Annotated in this window: 18 protein-coding genes; 6 read left to right on the forward strand and 12 right to left on the reverse strand. The window is 68.6% G+C overall.

The features are described from left to right. Positions 1–201: 201 nt before the first annotated feature. Complete coding sequence (locus CFN17_RS09275) at positions 202–1,113, reverse strand: oxygenase MpaB family protein (RefSeq protein ID WP_208751106.1); 912 nt, start codon at positions 1,111–1,113, stop codon at positions 202–204. Positions 1,114–1,392: 279 nt separating this feature from the next. On the opposite strand from CFN17_RS09275, the gene CFN17_RS09280 reads away from it, so the two are divergent. From CFN17_RS09280 to CFN17_RS09295, 4 genes are all read left to right on the forward strand, one after another. After that, on the forward strand, positions 1,393–2,781 hold the full coding sequence (locus CFN17_RS09280; RefSeq protein WP_261792424.1) for a M23 family metallopeptidase: 1,389 nt from the start codon (positions 1,393–1,395) through the stop codon (positions 2,779–2,781). Between the two features lie 172 nt (positions 2,782–2,953). Further along, on the forward strand, positions 2,954–3,439 hold the full coding sequence (locus CFN17_RS09285; RefSeq protein ID WP_261792425.1) for a glutathione peroxidase: 486 nt from the start codon (positions 2,954–2,956) through the stop codon (positions 3,437–3,439). Between the two features lie 225 nt (positions 3,440–3,664). Further along, a complete protein-coding gene (gene fdhA, locus CFN17_RS09290; RefSeq protein ID WP_208751108.1) occupies positions 3,665–4,876 on the forward strand; it encodes a formaldehyde dehydrogenase, glutathione-independent in 1,212 nt (403 codons plus the stop codon). A gap of 237 nt (positions 4,877–5,113) precedes the next feature. Then, positions 5,114–6,055: a phosphodiesterase gene (locus CFN17_RS09295; protein ID WP_208751109.1), complete on the forward strand. Its 942-nt coding sequence runs from the start codon at positions 5,114–5,116 to the stop codon at positions 6,053–6,055. A 75-nt stretch (positions 6,056–6,130) separates the two neighbouring features. Here CFN17_RS09295 and CFN17_RS09300 read toward each other — a convergent pair whose 3' ends face one another. Together CFN17_RS09300 and CFN17_RS09305 are read right to left on the reverse strand one after the other, a co-directional pair. Then, a complete protein-coding gene (locus CFN17_RS09300; RefSeq protein WP_395926743.1) occupies positions 6,131–7,546 on the reverse strand; it encodes a stealth family protein in 1,416 nt (471 codons plus the stop codon). A gap of 303 nt (positions 7,547–7,849) precedes the next feature. After that, positions 7,850–8,764 carry a hypothetical protein gene (locus CFN17_RS09305; RefSeq protein ID WP_208751110.1) on the reverse strand — a complete coding sequence of 305 codons (915 nt, stop codon included), beginning with the start codon at positions 8,762–8,764 and terminating at the stop codon, positions 7,850–7,852. A 180-nt stretch (positions 8,765–8,944) separates the two neighbouring features. On the opposite strand from CFN17_RS09305, the gene CFN17_RS09310 reads away from it, so the two are divergent. Both CFN17_RS09310 and CFN17_RS09315 read left to right on the forward strand, forming a co-directional pair. Then, the gene (locus CFN17_RS09310; protein WP_208751416.1) at positions 8,945–9,244 is read left to right on the forward strand and encodes a type II toxin-antitoxin system VapB family antitoxin; all 300 of its coding nucleotides are present in this window, start codon (positions 8,945–8,947) and stop codon (positions 9,242–9,244) included. Then, a complete protein-coding gene (locus CFN17_RS09315; RefSeq protein ID WP_208751111.1) occupies positions 9,237–9,935 on the forward strand; it encodes a LytR C-terminal domain-containing protein in 699 nt (232 codons plus the stop codon). Before CFN17_RS09310 ends, CFN17_RS09315 begins: the two co-directional genes overlap by 8 nt. A gap of 31 nt (positions 9,936–9,966) precedes the next feature. Here the strand turns inward: CFN17_RS09315 and CFN17_RS09320 are convergent, their stop codons facing one another. The 9 genes from CFN17_RS09320 to CFN17_RS09360 form a co-directional block, all read right to left on the reverse strand. After that, positions 9,967–10,605 (reverse strand): TetR/AcrR family transcriptional regulator, encoded by a 639-nt coding sequence (locus CFN17_RS09320; protein WP_208751112.1) that lies wholly within the window; start codon positions 10,603–10,605, stop codon positions 9,967–9,969. Between the two features lie 92 nt (positions 10,606–10,697). After that, positions 10,698–12,020 (reverse strand): nicotinate phosphoribosyltransferase, encoded by a 1,323-nt coding sequence (locus CFN17_RS09325; protein ID WP_208751113.1) that lies wholly within the window; start codon positions 12,018–12,020, stop codon positions 10,698–10,700. A 130-nt stretch (positions 12,021–12,150) separates the two neighbouring features. Then, on the reverse strand, positions 12,151–12,867 hold the full coding sequence (locus CFN17_RS09330) for a DsbA family oxidoreductase (protein WP_208751114.1): 717 nt from the start codon (positions 12,865–12,867) through the stop codon (positions 12,151–12,153). Positions 12,868–12,952: 85 nt separating this feature from the next. Continuing rightward, positions 12,953–13,492, reverse strand: coding sequence for a GNAT family N-acetyltransferase (locus CFN17_RS09335; protein ID WP_208751115.1), 540 nt, complete (start codon positions 13,490–13,492; stop codon positions 12,953–12,955). A gap of 29 nt (positions 13,493–13,521) precedes the next feature. After that, positions 13,522–13,998, reverse strand: a complete 477-nt coding sequence (locus tag CFN17_RS09340) for a heme-degrading domain-containing protein (protein ID WP_208751116.1) — start codon at positions 13,996–13,998, stop codon at positions 13,522–13,524. Further along, on the reverse strand, positions 13,998–15,014 hold the full coding sequence (locus tag CFN17_RS09345) for a Gfo/Idh/MocA family protein (protein WP_208751117.1): 1,017 nt from the start codon (positions 15,012–15,014) through the stop codon (positions 13,998–14,000). Before CFN17_RS09345 ends, CFN17_RS09340 begins: the two co-directional genes overlap by 1 nt. Before the next feature lie 3 nt (positions 15,015–15,017). Continuing rightward, the gene (locus CFN17_RS09350) at positions 15,018–15,902 is read right to left on the reverse strand and encodes a biopolymer transporter Tol (RefSeq protein ID WP_208751118.1); all 885 of its coding nucleotides are present in this window, start codon (positions 15,900–15,902) and stop codon (positions 15,018–15,020) included. Further along, positions 15,899–16,834, reverse strand: coding sequence for a DUF1080 domain-containing protein (locus CFN17_RS09355; RefSeq protein WP_208751119.1), 936 nt, complete (start codon positions 16,832–16,834; stop codon positions 15,899–15,901). Before CFN17_RS09355 ends, CFN17_RS09350 begins: the two co-directional genes overlap by 4 nt. Before the next feature lie 9 nt (positions 16,835–16,843). Then, positions 16,844–17,839 (reverse strand): sugar phosphate isomerase/epimerase, encoded by a 996-nt coding sequence (locus CFN17_RS09360; RefSeq protein WP_208751120.1) that lies wholly within the window; start codon positions 17,837–17,839, stop codon positions 16,844–16,846. Position 17,840 lies beyond the last annotated feature (1 nt).

Here is a 17,840-nt window from a genome sequence, read left to right on the forward strand (position 1 = left end):
GCCGGCACTGTCCTCCCGGCGCTGGCCTCCGGGGCTCTATGCCACGGCGGCCACCCTGCCCCGGCGGCCAGTGCAGCAAAGGCGGCCACCCTGCCCCGGCGGCCAGTGCAGCCACGGCGGCCACCCTGCCCCGGCGGCCAGTGCAGCAACGGCGGCCATGGCAAGCGTGGCGGCCCCCGTCACCCGGACGTCCCGCCCGGTTCAGGCCGCGTAGCCCAGGCGGCGCAGACGCGTCCGTGCCGCCTGTTCGCTGGGCCCCGTCCGGCCCAGGGCAAGATGCACGATGCCCAGGGTCACCCGGGTTGCCAGCCTCACCGGCAACCGGACCGGGCCCAGCCGCGCCGTCCGGAGGCCGAGCAGTTCGCGGTACCGGGGTTCGAGACTTGCCACGGCGGCCGCGAACAGCACCCGGTATCCGGGTCGGAGTGCCGGGTGGAGGGGCGGGTCCCGGATGAACGCCACTGTTTCGGCGACTCGCTCGTCATAGCGCAGTTCGCCGTCGCAGTACCAGCGGTCCAGTTGCTGCCGCATTTCTGCCTCGCTCAACGGCGGGGAGTCCACACCCATGAGCCGGCCGGCCTGCGCCCACTCGCGGACATAGGCGTCCGGTCCGCCCGGAATCGGCCGTCCCCACAGTTTGTGGGCGGAGAGGAAGGCATCGGTGAAGGCAATGTGGACCCAGCGCACCAGCTCGGGATCATTGGCCGCGTACTCGCGCCTGACGCCATGACCGTCCACGAATTCTCCCCGGACCCTCTCGTGGAGCCGCAGCACCCAGCCCGACGCGGCGCGGGCTGCCTCGGTGGAACCGTAGGAAACGGTGAAGATCCAGCGGATGGTGCCCGCCAGTCGGCCCAGCGGATCTTCGCGGAATCGGGAGTGATCATGCACCCCGGCCAGCGCTCCGGGATGGAGCGACTGCATCAGCAGGGCCCGGATTCCCGCCACGATGGTTGGCATGTCCCCGTGGACGGCCCAGACCGCCGAGCCCGGCAGGTGATAGCCGGCGTCGTCCCCCTCGGCCAGGCGCGGCACCCACTCCGGCACGGCGTCGCGCGTCCCGGTAAACGTCTGTTTGAGTTCGGACTGCCATTCCCTGAGGACATTGCGCATCCTCCATTCTTACCCGGCTCCCGGGTACCAGGCACCTGCAATTCCGGGGCGGACTACTGGGCCGTCACCGGTGCATTACTGGGGTCACCCCCGGTTCTCGCTCAAGGGCCGCAAAAGGGGCTCGACGGCGGTTCACAGGGCCGCCGGACTGTGGTCACATAGGGGGATGGGTCCGTGCGGATTGGGGTCTGGCGGACATGTATTGCTGGGAGTCACATCGTGGGAAAACACTGGGGAAACTCAACGAGTGAGCAGTCAACCGGGGCGCGGACCATAGCCGTGCGCTGCGTTTCTGGCGGTCTGTGCCTGTCCCTGGCCGTGCTGACGTTCGGCGGCTTTCAGGGCCTGAGCTCAAGCGCGGGCAGGAGTGCGGCCGAGGCGCGGCCCGCCAGCGGCGCCGTCGGACCGCAAACCCTGGATCCTCAAGCTTCGCCGGCACCGGCCGCAGCCTCCGTGACCGCCGGTGCCTTCACAGCCGATGCCCTGGCGCTCCTGGCTTTCAGCCGGACCACCGTCGACACGGCGACCAGGGACGGGGTCGGGGGAGAACTCAACGTCGCCTCGGCTAGCCTGCGCCGGCCCGCGGCGGGGTTCCTCATGGCCCCGCTGGAAACGTTGGTGCCCTCCTCTCCGTTCGGGCTGCGGACCAGTCCCTTGACGGGCCTGGCCGGTGAATTCCACTGGGGCCAGGACTTCGCCGCCGCCTGCGGAACCCGGGTCTACGCCGCCGACGCGGGTGTGGTGCGGGCCGTCGGGTGGCACCCGTGGGGCGGTGGCAACCGGGTGGAGATTGACCACGGCAATGGCCTGATCACCACGTACAACCACCTGGAGGCAAGTGCGGTCAAGAAGGGCGACTCCGTCCGGGTGGGGGAGGTCATTGCCCGGGTGGGCACCACCGGGTCCTCTACCGGCTGCCACCTTCATTTCGAAACGATTCTCAACGGTGCCCACACCGATCCGCGGAACTGGACCTTCATCCCCATCAAGCAGGTGGACCAGCTTGGTCCGATTGAAATGACCAGCTACGCGCCCGACGCCGGCAAGGCCTCGAACACGGGGATCGGCTGGGCGATTCCCGTCCGCGAGGATCTGACCCACGTGGTGGCCGGCGGTGTTCAGGAAAAGCCTGCGGCGGAGGCGGCCAAGCCCACCGCGAGCCCCTCGGCGGCAGCAACGGAAGCAGCCGCCGGCAAACCCCCGTCCACGGCCGAGCCAACGCCGACACCTACGCCCACGCCAACGCCGTCGGCAACGACCAAACCAAAGCCGACGCCGACGCCGACCCCCACGCCGACGGGTACGTCGTCGGCCAAGCCGACACCGACGGGAACGGCGACGCCGACGGGAACGGCGACACCGACGCCGACCCCCACCCCGACGGGTACAGCGTCGGCCAAGCCGACGCCGACACCTACGCCAACCGCCACCCCGACGCAGAAGACGACAGCCTCGGCCACGGGATCGGCGCCTGCCATGGTTGCGCCTCGCGCGACCTCCGCCACGGCGTCCGCCTCCGCGCGCGCTACCGAGGCCGCCAGCACGACGTCGGCACCCTTGGCCCCGGCTCCCGTCACCGTGCCGGCTGCGCCGACAGTCACCGCGACGACCAAAGCCAAAACCCCACCGACGGCCACTGCGACGCCCACCGCCACGCCGAGCCGTTAGCCGCGGCCGCTAGTCAATAGCCGAGACGACGCCGGCCCGGGCGCCGCGTCGTCACGGCCCCAACCGCCGGACAGCGGGTGCGAACCAATCCGCGGGCGCGTCGGTGCCGAAGCACGGGAGTGACCACTTCCGGACCCGGATTCGGACCACCGACGACTGCGAGGACTCAGCCATGGCCGCCCTGCACTCCATCCCCCTGACGCTCATTGACGGCACCGAAACCGACTTCGGCCGCTTCAAGGGGGAGGTGGTCCTGGTGGTGAACGTGGCATCACAATGCGGGTTTACGCCCCAGTACGCGGGGCTCGAGGCGCTGCACACCAAATTCCGGGACCAGGGATTCCAGGTCCTCGGCGTGCCGTGCAACCAGTTCGCGGGCCAGGAGCCCGGGGCCGACGTCGAGATTGCCGAATTCTGCCAGCGCAACTTCGGCGTCACGTTCCCGCTGACCGCCAAGGCCAACGTCCGGGGCAGGAACCAGCACCCGCTCTATGCCGAGCTCACCAAATTCAGGAACGGCATGCTGCCGGGCCTGGTGAAGTGGAACTTTGAGAAGTTCCTCGTGAACCGCGACGGCGCGGTCATCGCCAGGTTTTCCCCGACCGTGGCGCCGGACGCCCCGGAGATCATTGAGGCTGTCCAGGCCGCCCTGTCATGATTTGGCAGCGTTGCCGGCTTTAGTCCCCCTAGCCCCCTATCCCTCGGCATGCTCGCCGTCTAGACTGGCCGGACCCTCCAACATTCCGGGCATACCCACGGCAGAGCCATGTTTGGCACCCGCCGGACGGCAGTGCGGCCAAGGTATTCCTGCGGAGGGCGCATCAAAGAACTTCGTCAATCACATTGGGGGCCCGCCACGGGCCGTGAAAGCAGGAGGAAATCGATGACAGGGAACAAAGCCGTTGCCTACAAGGGGCCGGGCAAAGTCGAGCTGATCGACATTGACTACCCCACCTTTGAACTTAAGGACGGCCCGGGCGTCAACCCCGCCAACGTCGGCCGGCAGGTGCGCCATGGCGTAATCCTCAAAACCGTCGCCACGAATATCTGCGGCTCGGACCAGCACATGGTGCGGGGGCGCACCACGGCTCCCGCTGACCTGGTGCTGGGCCACGAGATCACCGGCGAGGTGGTCGAAGTGGGGCCCGATGTTGAATTCATCAAGGTGGGGGACATCTGCTCCGTCCCGTTCAACATCGCCTGCGGACGCTGCCGCAACTGCAAGGAGCGCAAGACCGGCATCTGCCTGAACGTGAACCCGGACCGGCCGGGCAGCGCCTACGGCTACGTGGACATGGGCGGCTGGGTGGGCGGCCAGGCCAACTATGTTCTGGTGCCCTATGCCGACTGGAACCTGCTGAAGTTCCCGGACAAGGACCAGGCCCTGGAAAAGATGATGGACCTGACCATGCTCTCGGACATCTTCCCGACCGGATTCCACGGCGCGGTTACCGCCGGCGTCGGCGTCGGCTCCACGGTGTACGTGGCCGGTGCAGGCCCGGTTGGTCTGGCCGCGGCGACCAGCGCCCAGCTCCTTGGGGCCGCCGTCGTAATTGTCGGTGACATGAACACGGACCGCCTGGCCCAGGCGCGCAGCTTCGGCTGCGAGACCATCGACCTGAACAAGGGCGGCCCGGCCGAGCAGATCGAGCAGATCCTCGGCGTCCCGGAAGTCGACTGCGGCGTGGACGCGGTGGGATTCGAGGCCAGGGGCCACGGTGCCGGAGCCCACGAGGCCCCGGCTACCGTCCTGAACTCCCTGATGGACGTCACGGCCGCCGGCGGTGCCCTGGGCATTCCCGGGCTCTACGTCACCGGTGACCCGGGCGGCGTGGACGAGGCCGCCAAGAAGGGCTCGCTCTCGCTGAGCCTCGGAACGGGCTGGGCAAAGTCGCTTAGTTTCACCACGGGGCAGTGTCCGGTCATGAAGTACAACCGGGGGCTGATGATGGCCATCCTCCATGACAAGGTGCACATCGCCAAGAACGTCAATGCCAAGGCCATCAGCCTGGAGGACGCACCGAAGGGTTACGCCGACTTCGACGCCGGTGCGGCCTCGAAGTTCGTGCTCAACCCGAACGGCTACCTGAGCTAGCCGCCGCCGGGAACCCGGCGGCCCCGGATTCCGGTGATCTACCGGGGTCCGGGGATTCCGCCGGGCGGACCGCCCCTTACATGCCGGACCAGGCATGTGAGGGGCGGCCCTCCGTTAAGCTGCGATTCCCCAATCTGCGTGACCGAGTTTTTACATTGTTTGCCTAATGTCTGGTTGGATAGTCCTTACTGAGAGGGACACTGGAGGGACCGCCTCCACCCAACCAAGAAGGCAGCAATGGAGCGCATCGAGGCCGAGCACCCCCGGCCACGTCATTTCCTACTTCATCTGAGCGACCCCCACCTGCTGGGAGGTCCGCAACCCTTGTACGGCGTCGTTGACAGCGAAGCCCTGCTCCGGCAGCTCTTCGAGGAGGTCCACGCCTCAGGTGCCCGCCCCGAAGCCGTGATTTTCACCGGCGACCTGGCCGACCTCGGCGAACCGGAAGCGTATGCCAAGCTTCGTGCCATCGTGGAGCCGGCGTGCAGGGCACTGGGGGCCAAGGTGATCTGGGCGATGGGCAATCACGACGACCGGGCCAACTTCCGGGCCGGGCTCCTGGACCAGCCGGATAACGACGCCCCGGTGGATCACAGCTACTTCGTCAACGGGCTGCGCATCATCACGCTCGACACGTCCGTGCCCGGCTTCCACCACGGCGAGCTGAGCCAGGGCCAGCTGGACTGGCTCGCGGCCGAACTCGCCACCCCGGCGCCGGACGGAACGATCCTGGCCCTGCACCACCCGCCGGTTCCGTCCGTGCTGGACCTGGCCGTGCTCGTGGAACTCAGGAATCAGTCCGCGCTCGCCGGGGTCCTGCGCAATTCCGACGTCCGCGCCATCCTGGGCGGCCATCTGCACTACTCGACCACGGCAACGTTTGCCGGCATCCCCGTCTCCGTGGCATCGGCCACGTGTTACACCCAGGACCTGAACGTTCCCGTCGGCGGCACCCGCGGCCGTGACGGCGGCCAGGCGTTCAACCTGGTCCACGTGTACGAGCACACAATCGTGCACTCCGTGGTGCTGCTCGGGGACACCCCCGCGGTCGGCGAGCTCGTCTCGGCGGAGGAGGTCCAGCGCCGGCTCTCCGCTGCCGGTATCTCCATCCCGGTGCAGGCCCGGCCCGAGGCGCCGTCCCGGACGGCGGCGCACCGCCGGTACACCACCCTGAACTAACCCACCCTTAACTGAGTCACCGCGCACAGAGCCGCCGCGCACTGAGCCGCCCTGAACGGCCGGGCCGCTGTCCGGCTACGTCTCCCAGGGCGCCTTGATGGGGTAGTACTTCTCCAGGAAAGCCGTGACCAGTTCGGCCCGTTCCTCCGCCGGGACCTCGGGGAAGCTGCCGTCGTTGAGGCAGAAGAAGTCCATGTTCCGCTTGGCCAGGAGCTTGGGCAGGTAGTTCAGCCCGGCCCGGGCCGTGGTGTCGACATACTTCACCTTGGCCGCGGTCTGGGTAACGGCCCGGCCGGTCAGCAGGGCGTAGTAGTGGTAGAAGGAGTTGGTCACGGAGATGTTGTCCGCGGCCCGGAACGTGCTCGCCGCTGTCTTGGCGAACTCGGCCGGGAACTCCTGCTCCATCTGTTCGACCACGCTGCGCCGCAGCGGAGCCGCCGTGTGCTCCAGGTGCCGGGTGGTGATGCGGCCGAACCGGTTCCACAGCAGCTTGCGGTTAACCCTGGCGGCGTTCTCGAAGCCGCTGCGTTCGGCGTCGTTGTCGCCCAGGCCGATCCGCGTCTCGGCCTCGATGAACTTCGTAATGCCGCCCGGCGTGAAGAACATGTCCGGCCCGACGGCCCGGCCGAAAAACATGTCGTCATTGGAATACAGGAAGTGCTCTGACAGCCCCTCGATGTGGTGCAGCTGGCACTCCACCGCCTGCGAATTGTGCGTCGGCAGCACCGAGGGGTCGGCGAAGAACTCTTCGCTGCGCACAATCGTGACGGCCGGGTGGTCAGCCAGCCAGGCCGGCGCGGGCGAGTCGGTGGCGATGAAGATCCGGCGGATCCACGGCGCGAACATGTACACCGAGCGCAGCGCGTACTTGAGCTCGTTGATCTGGCGGAAGCGGGCCTCGTGGTCGTCGCCCTCGCCCACGGTGACGCCGGCCATGCGGGCGCGGCGTGCCGCAATGTATTCGGGGGAGCTGCCGTCCACCCAGGAGAACACGAGATCGATGTCGAAGCTGATGTCGCTGGCATGGTCCGCGAACATGTTCTCGATAGTGGGCCACGTGTGGCCGTAGCGTTCCACCGTGCCGCGCACGGCATCCTGGGCGAGCATGGTGCGGCGCGTCAGGGAGTTCTCGATCGGCAGGATCAGCTGGTCGCCCTCGAAGCTCCACAGTTCCAGCTGGACACCGGCGGACGCGCCGAACTCGAAGCCGCCCTCCGGCTCCACACGGGGGCGGTACAGCCGGAAGATCCGGGCCTGGCGGTTCGGCGACAGCTCGCCGTCGGCCACGAGCACCGAGGACTTCTTCTTCGCGTCCACGCTCATGGAGTAGAACGGCTCGTTGCGGCACGCCTCCACGAGCGCGTCGCGGAGTTCCTTGCGGTGTTTCCAGTCCACGGCAATGACGGGCCGGTCATTGTTGCCGCGGACCAGCAGGTACCCCAGGCCCGCGCCGGCCAGGACAGAACGCAGGAACAGCAGGTCCTCGACCATGGCCTGATACGGCGTGCGGTCCTCGTTGATCAGCGCGTAGCGGCCGCGGTGGCGGACAACGTCCGGGCGGCTCCGGAATCTGGCGACGGCGGCTGCCGACGTGATCTCGGCATGGGCGTCCTCGGAGGCCTGGCTGCCATAGTAAATCTCGTCCTGGATCGCTGCGTCGGTGATGTCGGGTCTCCCGTTTCTTGGTATGCGCTGATGTCTACTTGCATGATAACGCGGCGCTCAAAATCGCCGCCGAATCCTGCCCGCACCCCGCATGTGTGGGCCCGCCGGCCGGGCCGGCGGAACCGGGGCTCAGCCGGCGACGGCGGCGCGCCAGTGGCGCAGGAAGGCGGCGCCGGCGTCGTCGTGGATCACGTCCTCGCCGAGTCCCAGATCGGCAGCGGTAAGAACATCGTAGGGTTTCACCGGGATGCCGTCCGCGGGCCGGACGTCCACGTGCTTCACGGCGTGATCGTTGTGGTGCAGCCAGTCGGCCATGGCGTAGTCGGTGCGGGAATCGCCCACCGTGCGCCAGGCCTGCGGCGTGATGCCCTGCGCGGCCAGCAGCTCCACCGCCCGGCTTGCGCCCAGATCCTTGCCCAGCCGCACCGACTCGATATCCGTGGAAATGATGGTCGGATCAACGCGGAAGTCGATCTGGTCATCCGAATCGGGCACGTGGTGGTCCAGCCGCACCACGCCGAGGCCGTGCCGGACCATGATGTCCATGGCGTCGGCGTCGAAGAGTTCCTGCTCGGCGAGGTAGTCCGCGCTGGCGACGGCGATGTGCTGCTCCACGGAGACCATGGCGCGCTTGGTTTCGTCGTAGAACATGTGGGCGGAGTAGTCCTCGGCGACCAGGCGGCGGACGTCGTTGCCGAACGCCTGCGGGATGGCGAGCTCGTGGTCGACATGGACCGGGCCGGGGCCTTCCGCCGTGAAGCTGAACCAGACGGCGCCCTTCTCGCAAATGGCGTGGACGACGACGCCGGCGGGCATGCCGGCGGCGATCATCGGCTCCATGACCTGCTCGCGGATGAACGCGTCCGACCGTCCGGTGTTGAAGATGACCGGGACGCCGCTGGCGGCGAGGGCCAGCAGGTCGGCGATGATCCCGGGCTGCACGTCGCGGGTGACCGGGCTGGCGACGGGACCGTCGACGTCGAGCAGCAGCGCGAGCACGGGAGAAGACGGCGACGGAACACGGGAAATCTCGGGTGAAGTCATACCGCTATTCTGTCAGCCGGAGCCAGGCTTTGCGCGGACAACGGCGAAGATCGGCGCCCCGGCCCCCGGATGTGACGGACACCGGCGCACCGTGCGACAAATGGTTACCTTTTGGCCACAACCGCACGCCGGCGGCGGTCTGCGATTCCTTTGGGCGTCCGAGTTCCCTAGGCTGGCATGGTGATATTCAAAGCTGTGGGCGAGGGACGCCCGTACCCCGACCATGGTTACAACACGCCCAAAGACTGGGCGGCCCTGCCGCCGCGCCCCGTGCGGCTGGACGAGCTCGTGACCACGAAACGCACCCTGGACCTTGACGCCCTGCTGGCCGAGGACTCCACCTTCTTCGGCGACCTCTTTCCCCACGTCGTGGAATACCGCGGCGTGCTGTACCTGGAAGACGGCCTGCACCGGGCAGTGCGCACCGCGCTGCACCAGCGCACCGCAATCCACGCCCGGGTCCTCGTGATAAATGGCTAAGAAGCCGGCCGACTCGACGGTCCTGCACGGGCACCGCGTCATCAGCGGCTCTGAACTGCGGGCCAACTTCGTGGACGAGGACGCCACGGAGGAGCACCCCGCCCGGCTGCGCCGCAGAATCCTGCACGGTGTGGTCCTGGTGGTGCTGGTGGGCCTGATCGTGGCGGCTATCGTGGTGGCCCTGGCCATCATGAACGGCCAGATCAAGGTCCCGACGTCGGAACGGAGCAAGGCGCCCGTGTCCCTGTGTCCGACGGCCGTGTACGACTACACGCCGCCGGAAAAGATCAACCTCAACGTCTACAACTCCACGAGCAAGCCTGGTCTGGCCCGGAGCGTGGCCAACGAGTTCGCCGCGCGCAAGTTCATCGTGGGTGCCGTGGGCAACACGACCACCAGTTATCGCGGTGTGGCGCTCGTCGTCTCCGGCGCCGCCGGCCAGTCGGCCGCCTTCAGCGTCCAGCGCAATCTGCCTGGCTCCGACTATGTCCAGGACAGCCGCACGGACCCGAGCGTGGATGTCATCCTGACCGGCGACTTCAAGGAACTGGTCAAACCCGAACTCGTGGACCAGACGCCGGGCCAGCTCAGCTGCCCCCGGGAGGACCGGCGCATCGTCGACGAGTCTACGATTCCCGTCAACCCGGAGGCAACGCCGGCCGCGCCGGCGGCGACGCCGCCCGCGCCCTAAGCGGCGGGTAACCCTCGACGCCGCCCGCGCCCTAAGCGTTGACGCGGACGGGCCGGCCGGCGTCGTCGAACCTGGCCCCGGCGCCGAGCTGGATGAACCGCACCGTGCGCGCCAGCCGCGCCCCGGCCTCGGCATCATGGCCGGATCCGTCGCCCCGGGCCGCGCTGGAGGAGAGCGTGCCGTGGATCAGCTGGGCGAGCTGGGCGATGTCCGACTCCGGCAGGTAGCCCTGGGCCATGCCGTCGCGCAGGATCCCCTGCAGGAGGACGCTGAGTTCGCCCACGTGGTCGGCGAGCTTGGCGAACGACGACGGCGAGAGCACCGCCCCCATGGCCGGCCCCGGCGGCAGGTGGCGGCGGCTGAGGTCCTCCACCTGGGCCCGGACGTAGAGCGCCAGCCGGTCCACCGGGTTCTCCAGCGCATCCAGCGATTCGCGCAGGTCCACCAGGAACCGCTCGGTCTCGTCCAGGGCGTAGGCGATGAGGAGTTCTTCGATGTCCGCGTAGTAGTTGTACACGGCGGTCCGGCCGATCCTGGCGTGGCGGGCGACGTCGGTCATGGTCAGGCCCGGCAGCCCGTGGGTGAAGAGGAGTTCCCCGAACGCGGTCAGAATGCGGCGCTGGGTCTCGGCGCGTTGTGCGGCGTTACTGGCGGCCGAAATCCTGGGCATACGGACACTTTAGCGTGATCTGTCACTAAATCGTGGAAGTGACGACGGCGCCACGGGCCGCGGCGTGCGTGCTGCCCACTCTGCGTGCCTGCCTACTCGTAGACGGTCGGGATCGCGGGCTCGCCGGGCTGCAGCCGGTCCACGGACCGGGGCAGCTCCGCCATGGACGCCGTATGCCGTTCCCTGGCCCGGGCCACCGCGGCCGGCCCGGTCCAGCCGGGCAGGACTTCGCCGTCCTTCATGAACTGCTGCAGGAGGGGCCGGGTGTTCCTGCCGGTGGCGGGCGGGTGGCCGACGCCGAGGACCTCGTGGGTGGCGGTGCCGCGCTCATCGAGGCGCCGGACCGCGAATTTGCGGCCGCCCACATTGATCTTGTCCTTGGAGGTCTTCGCCACGGCAACGGGTTCGCCGGCGTCGTTGGCCCGGCTGACCAGCTTGTAGACCATGCCGGCGGTGGGCGCCCCGGACCCGGTCACCAGTGCCGTGCCGATGCCGTACGAGTCGGCCGGGGCGGACCGGAGCGCGGCGACCGAATACTCGTCCAGGTCCGAGGTCACCACGATCCTGGTGTGCTCGTTGCCAAGGCTGTCCAGCAGGTCGCGGACCCACCGCGCCTGGGCCACGAGGTCGCCGGAATCCAGCCGGACCGCCCCGAGTTTTGCCCCGGCGAGGTCGACGGCGGTACGCACTGCCGCTTCGACGTCGTACGTGTCCACGAGCAGCGTGGTGTCCGGCCCCAGCGAGGCCAGCTGCGCCGCGAAGGCGTCCCGTTCGGAGTCATGGACCAGGGTGAAGGAATGGGCCGCGGTGCCGACGGTCCGCAGCCGGTAGCGCCGGCCGGCGGCGAGGTTGGACGTGCCGGCGAACCCGGCGATGACGGCGGCGCGGGCCGCGGCGGCGGCCGCTTCCTCATGCGTACGGCGCGACCCCATCTCAATGCACGGCCGGCCGGCGGCGGCACTGATCATCCGGGACGCCGCCGAGGCGATGGCGCTGTCATGATTCAGCACGGACAGGACATAGGTCTCCAGGACGCAGGCCTCGGCAAACGTCGACTCCACGATCAGCACCGGCGAGTGCGGGAAGTAGGCCTCGCCCTCCGGGTAGCCCCAGATGTCGCCGGAGAACCGGAATGCGGCCAGGTGCTCGAGGACGTCGTCGCGGACCACGCCGGTGCCGGCCAGGAAATCGAGGTCGTCCCGGTCGAAGCGGAAGCCGGCGATGCCCTCAAGGAGCCGGCCGGTGCCGGCCACGATCCCGTACCGGCGCCCTGCAGGCAGCCCGCGGGCAAAGGCCTGGAAGACGGACCTGCGCTGTGCCGCCCCGGAATGGAGAGCCGCCTGGAACATCGTCAGCTCATAGTGGTCGGTAAACAGGGAGGTCCGGCATCCGTCCGGCCCGGCCGAAGTGTCCATGCTTCACTCTAGGCCGGGCGGGCGGCAAAGGGGCCCCGGGCTCCGACGCCGACTTCGCGGGAAGCGACCGAACTCGCCGGAAGCTTCCGGCGATCCCCGGCGTTTCCGGCGAGTTCGACGACGGCCGGGTTCAGACGGGGCAGCTGTCGGGGCCGCACGTGCCGGCGGCGTCCGCGGCCGCGTTCTCGCCGGCGCCCACCATGACGAGCGGGTTGCTTTCCTGCCAGGCCTGCTCGAGGGCCGCGGTGAAGGTTTCCGCCGGCTGCGCGCCGGAGAGCCCGAACTTGCGGTCGATCACGAAGAACGGGACGCCGCTGATGCCCAGGGCCCGGGCCTCCGCGAAGTCGTTCCGGACGGCGTCGGCGTAGGCGTCCGTGCTGAACAGCTCCGCCAGGTCCGCGGCGTCGAGCCCGAGGTCCAGCCCCAGGGCGGTCAGGTATTCCTGGCTGCCGATGTCCTTGCCGTGTTCGAAGTGGTCGCTGAGCAGGCGTTCCTTGGCTGCGTCCTGCTTGCCGTGGGCGGCGGCGAGGTGGATCAGCCGGTGGGCTGTGAAGCTGTTGGCCACTACGACGGCGTCGAACCGGTAGTTCAGCCCCTCGTCTTTGGCCTGGGCCGCCACGTGCTCGAACATTTGCGAGACCTGCCCCGGGGCCAGGCCCTTGCGGGTGCTCAGGTAGTCCAGTTCGGTGCCGTCATAGTGTTCCGGGAGCGTGGGGTCCAGCTGGTAGCTGCGCCACTGCACCTGAACGGAATCGCGGTGCGGGAAGGCTGCGAGGGCGGTTTCGAAACGGCGTTTGCCGATGTAGCACCAGGGGCAGGCGACGTCGGACCAGATCTCAATCTTCATGCCGGCAACAACCGCGGTTCCGCCGGGTCCATTCCCCGGCCGGACTGTCGTTTTGCTCACGTCCCGGCGGAGGGCCGGGCTGCCGTCACCGCGGCGGGAAGGCGAGTTCCATGACGAAGTCGTGCTCCACGGTGCTGCCCAGCTGGAACGACTTGGTGCCGACCCGCTCAAAACCGCTCTTCTCATAGAAGCGGATGGCCTTGGCGTTCTGGCTGTTCACGCCGAGCCACACCCCGGCTGCGCCCCTGGCGGCCGCATGCTCCAGCGAGGCGCGCATCAGCCGGCCGGCGGCCCCCTGCCCGTGGTGCCCCGGGTGGACGTAGCACTTGCTGAGTTCCGTAGCGGGAACGGCGGAGAGCACGGAGACGACGTCGGGGTCGGCCGCCGGTTTGGCAATCAGCATCGTGTACCCGTTCAGCTGTCCGCCGTCGTCGAGCACCAGAATGGTGATGGACGGATCGGCCAGGTATTCGGCGAACCTGGCTTCGCTGAGCGTCCGTTCCAGGTGCGCGGCGATGTCCGCGGCGGACGACGACGGCGGGCAGGCCAGCGGGAAGGTGACGGCCGCGAGGTCCGCCAGCGGTCCGGCGTCGTCAGGTGTTGCGGTCCGGATCAGGTGCGTCATACCTAAAACCCTAGCCAGTGCACCCGGCGCTAACCCGAGCCCGGCCCGAGGTGGCGCCGGATGGCCTCGACCACCAGCCGGTGGTCGTCGTCGGAGGACAGCCCGGAGGCCGTCACGGCGGCGACGACGCCGGCGTTCCGGACCCGGACGGGGAAGGAACCGCCGGCCAGCGTGTAGTCGGCCGGCGCCAGCCAGCCGCCCTGCGTGGGGTCGAAGTTCTTGGCGGCGAACTCCGCGGCAAGCAGCGCCGTGCTGTGTTCGAAGCGCAGGGTGGTGGCCGCCTTGCGGCGGATCCATTCCTCCTGGTCGGCGGTGGCGCCGGGCAGGACACAGCGGAAGAGGACCAGGTTGTGCCGCCGGATATCAATGGCCACCGGATAAGCCGCTTCGATGGCCCGGGACGCGATGAGCGAGCCGAGGCGCCAAGCGTCCTGATGGTCAAAGGCCGGGAAGACCAGCTGGTCCTCGTGCTGCCGGAGTTCGGCGATGCGTGGCGAGTCGCTCATTACGCACCCGCCGTATCGGCCGCGTAGCTGAGCCCGATCTGCCGGCGGATCTCATCCATGGCAGCCATGATCGCGACCGTTTCCTCGGGTGGCAGGATGGTCCCCGCCGTTTCGCCGGCCGCAACCATCCGCTCGAGCTCGGCGGCCTGGTATTGCATGCCGCGGCTGTTCACGGGCTGCTCGAAGCGTTCCACCACGGTGCCATCCACGGCGAACACCGTGAAGGGGACGGGGTTGTACCACGTGTGTTCGATGTCGATCCAGCCCTTGGTGCCGATCACGAGTGCCCGGTTGGCGCTGGCGGCGTCGAGTTCGCAGTCGACCAGCGCCTGCGCGCCGTCCGCGTAGTCGAAGATTGCGGCCGTTTGGCGGTCGACGCCGGTGGCGGTCATGGACGCGCTTGCGCGGATCGCAGACGGGGTGCCCAGGATGTCGAACGCGAAGGAGATGGGGTAGATGCCAAGATCCAGCAGGGCTCCGCCGCCGAGCGCGGGGTCGTTGAGCCGGTGGGCGGGGTCGGTGGGGAGGCTCTGGTTGTGGCTGGCGACCACCTTGCGGACCTCTCCGATGGTCCCGGCTTCGATGATCTCGCGGATGCGGATCATGTGCGGCAGGAAGCGGGTCCACATGGCCTCGAGCGCTACGAGCCCCCTCGAAGACGCGAGGTTAACGATTTCCTGCGCTTCACGGGCGTTCATTGTGAACGACTTCTCCACCAGGACGTGTTTTCCCGCGTTGAGGGCCAGTGATGCATTCGCATGGTGGAAGGGGTGCGGGGTGGCGATGTACACGACGTCTACATCCGGATCGGCAACGAGCTCTTCATAGCTGCCGTGCGCCGTCGCGATGCCGTATTTTTCCGCGAAGGCTGTGCTCGATTCAAGGGACCGGGAACCCACGGCCTGCACCGTGAACCCGTTTTCGAGGAGGTCCTGGGTCTGCAGGCCGGCGATGAACCCGGTACCGAGGATTCCCCAGCGGATCGTTCCTTCAGAGGTGCCATTGTTGAGGGCCACGCGTTAGTCCTTTGCCGGGTTGGTGCGCGGGTACGCCACGAACGCGAAGCGCGTCGAGTCCGGCGACCAGCTGTTGACGTTCAGTGTGCCCTGCCCGCCGAACAGCGGCCAGGTGTGCACCGTGCGGGTCCAGTCGCCCGTTGAGACAAGCACGACGTCGACCGGCAGGTCCGCGGGGTGGCCCAGCGTGCCGGCGGGGAAACGGATGTAGCTGGCCAGCTGACCATCGGGGGACAGGTGCGGGAACCAGTCCACGGTGTCGCTGTCGAGGAGCTGTTCGAAGCCGGTCCCGTCGACGCGCAGGCGGCCGAGCTGGGCATGGCCCGGGGCAGAGGAGAAGGATTCCGTGTTCAGGTACAGCCATTTCCCATCGGGGGAATACTCCGGCCCGTCGCAGTGGCCGCGTCCGACGTCGACGGCGGCGGCAGCACCGCCGTCGGACGCTATGGTCATGAGCCTGCCGGGCTGCGTGAAGTCGCCGGCTTCGATGCCCACATAGGCCAGTTCCCGGCCGTCCGGGCTCACGCCGTGGAGGAAATGGAAGGAGCCGTCGTCCCCGGTGATGCGTTCGGCGTGGCCGCCGGACAGCGCAGCCCGGTAGATGTGGCCGTCGTTGGCGGAGAGGAAGATGGTTTCGCCGTCGGGTGCGAGGACGTGGTCGTTGTTGAGGTCCGGGACGCCGGTGAGCGGGATCTGGCTGATGCTCCGCCCGGCTAGCTCGAACCGCCAGAGCTTCCCGTCTCCGTTGAGGATCAGGGCCGCGCCGTCGGCGGTCCAGTTGGGTGCCTCCAGCAGCAGTTCATCGGTGCTGTAGACCAGTTCGGACTCGCCTGTCACCGATGCGATCCACACTTCGCAGCGCTGGCCCGGGCTCAGTGTCCGGTTCACTGCGTGTCCTCCGCGGATCCTGCCGGGAGTTCCTTGATCCGGATGTTCCGCCACCGGCATTGGGCTCCGACGCCCCAGCGGGCTTCGCCGAACATGGCGTCGTTGTCGTGCACTTCGAGGGCGATGTGCCCGCGGTCGCCGAGGACACCCAGGACATCCGCGGGGTTGTAGTTCGGCGAGTCCAGTGTGGCGGTGTCCAGTTCGGCGATCTTGAGGCCGTTGATCCACGTGGTGATCACCGGCAGGGCGCCGACGCAGCGGATGCGCAGTTCGTTCCAGTCGTCCCAGCGCCAGACGTTGAGGAAGTCCTCGACGTCGGCCGCGTGACTGAGGCGCCGGCGCTTCTCCTCCGTGACGGGTTCAGCGGACGTCGCAGGGTCGTCGGCAACCAGCCCCACCGGCCGGCCGCCGGCGTCCCGGGCGGCATCGACCGCGAACGGCACGGCCGAGAAGCTCGCCAGCCCGTTGCCGAAGAAGCCGCCGATACCGCCGGAGGGCCGGTGGTCCACAAGGACCTGGAAGCCCTCCCAGCTGTCCTTCTTCCGGCGGAGCATGACGCCGGTGTCCGCCGGCCAGTCCGGGCGCATTTCCAGCACGAGTTCGAAGTCGCCGAACGCCTGGTCGCTGACCAGGTAACCGCCGTACCCGCTGCCGGGGGCGTCCTGCTCGCCGACCAGGACGCCGTCCTCGACGAACCACCGGGCCGGGTGCTGTTCCGGGTCCACCGGGCGTTCCAGGCCGAGGCGGTCGAAATGCTCCAGCACAGACGGCCCGCCCGGATACAGCGTGCCGTAGACGCGCGGGGCGGCGTGCCAGCCGGCCAGGCTGGCGCCGTCGAACAGGGGGGTAAAACCGTCGGCGGAGGACGCGCCGGGCGTCGTGGCGGCGTCGTCCAGCGGCGGGCTCCCGGCGGTCCGGGTCGTGTGGGCCATGGCCGTCTCCTACTGTTTGAAGGCGGCGTCGAAGGAGGTGTTCGAGGCCGGGAAGTCGTACTTCTTGAGGTTGGCGAGGGCTTCGGGGGCGCCGTGGAGGCGGTCCATGCCGGCGTCTTCCCATTCGATCGAGATGGGCCCGGTGTAGCCGATCGCGGTGAGGGCGCGGAAGGACGCTTCCCAGGGGACGTCGCCGCGGCCGGCGGAGACGAAGTCCCAGCCGCGGCGGGGGTCGCCCCAGGGCAGGTGGGAGCCCAGGACGGTGTTCCGGCCGGTCTGGCGGACCTTGGTGTCCTTGCAGTCGACGTGGTAGATCCGGTCCTTGAAGTCCCAGATGAAGGAGACCGGGTCGATGCCCTGCCACATCATGTGGGAAGGGTCCCAGTTCAGGCCGAACGCTTCGCGGTGGCCGATCGCGTCGAGGGCGCGGACGGTGGTCCAGTAGTCGTAGGCGATCTCGGACGGGTGGACTTCGTGGGCGAAGCGGACGCCGCATTCGTCGAAGACGTCCAGGATGGGGTTCCAGCGGTCGGCGAAGTCCTGGTAGCCGGCGTCGATGACTTTTTCCGGGACGGGCGGGAACATCGCGACGTACTGCCAGATGGAGGAGCCGGTGAACCCGACGACGGTGTCTACGCCGAGGGCACGGGCGAGGCGGGCGGTGTGTTTCATTTCCTCGGCGGCGCGGCGCCGGACGCCTTCGGGGTCGCCGTCGCCCCAGACCTTGGCCCCGACGATCGCTTCGTGGCGGAAGTCGATGGGGTCATCGCAGACGGCCTGGCCTTTGAGGTGGTTGGAGATGGCCCAGACCTTGAGGTTGTATTTGTCGAGGATGGCGAGTTTGTTCTCGACGTAGCCGGGTTCGTCCCAGCGCCAGGCGTCCAGGTGGTCCCCGGAGACGGCGATTTCCAGGCCGTCGTAGCCCCAGCCGGAGGCGAGGCGGGCGACTTCCTCGAAGGGGAGGTCGGCCCACTGGCCGGTGAACAGGGTGTACGGGCGGGGCATG

The organism is Arthrobacter sp. PM3 (assembly GCF_003352915.1).
Lineage (GTDB): Bacteria > Actinomycetota > Actinomycetes > Actinomycetales > Micrococcaceae > Arthrobacter.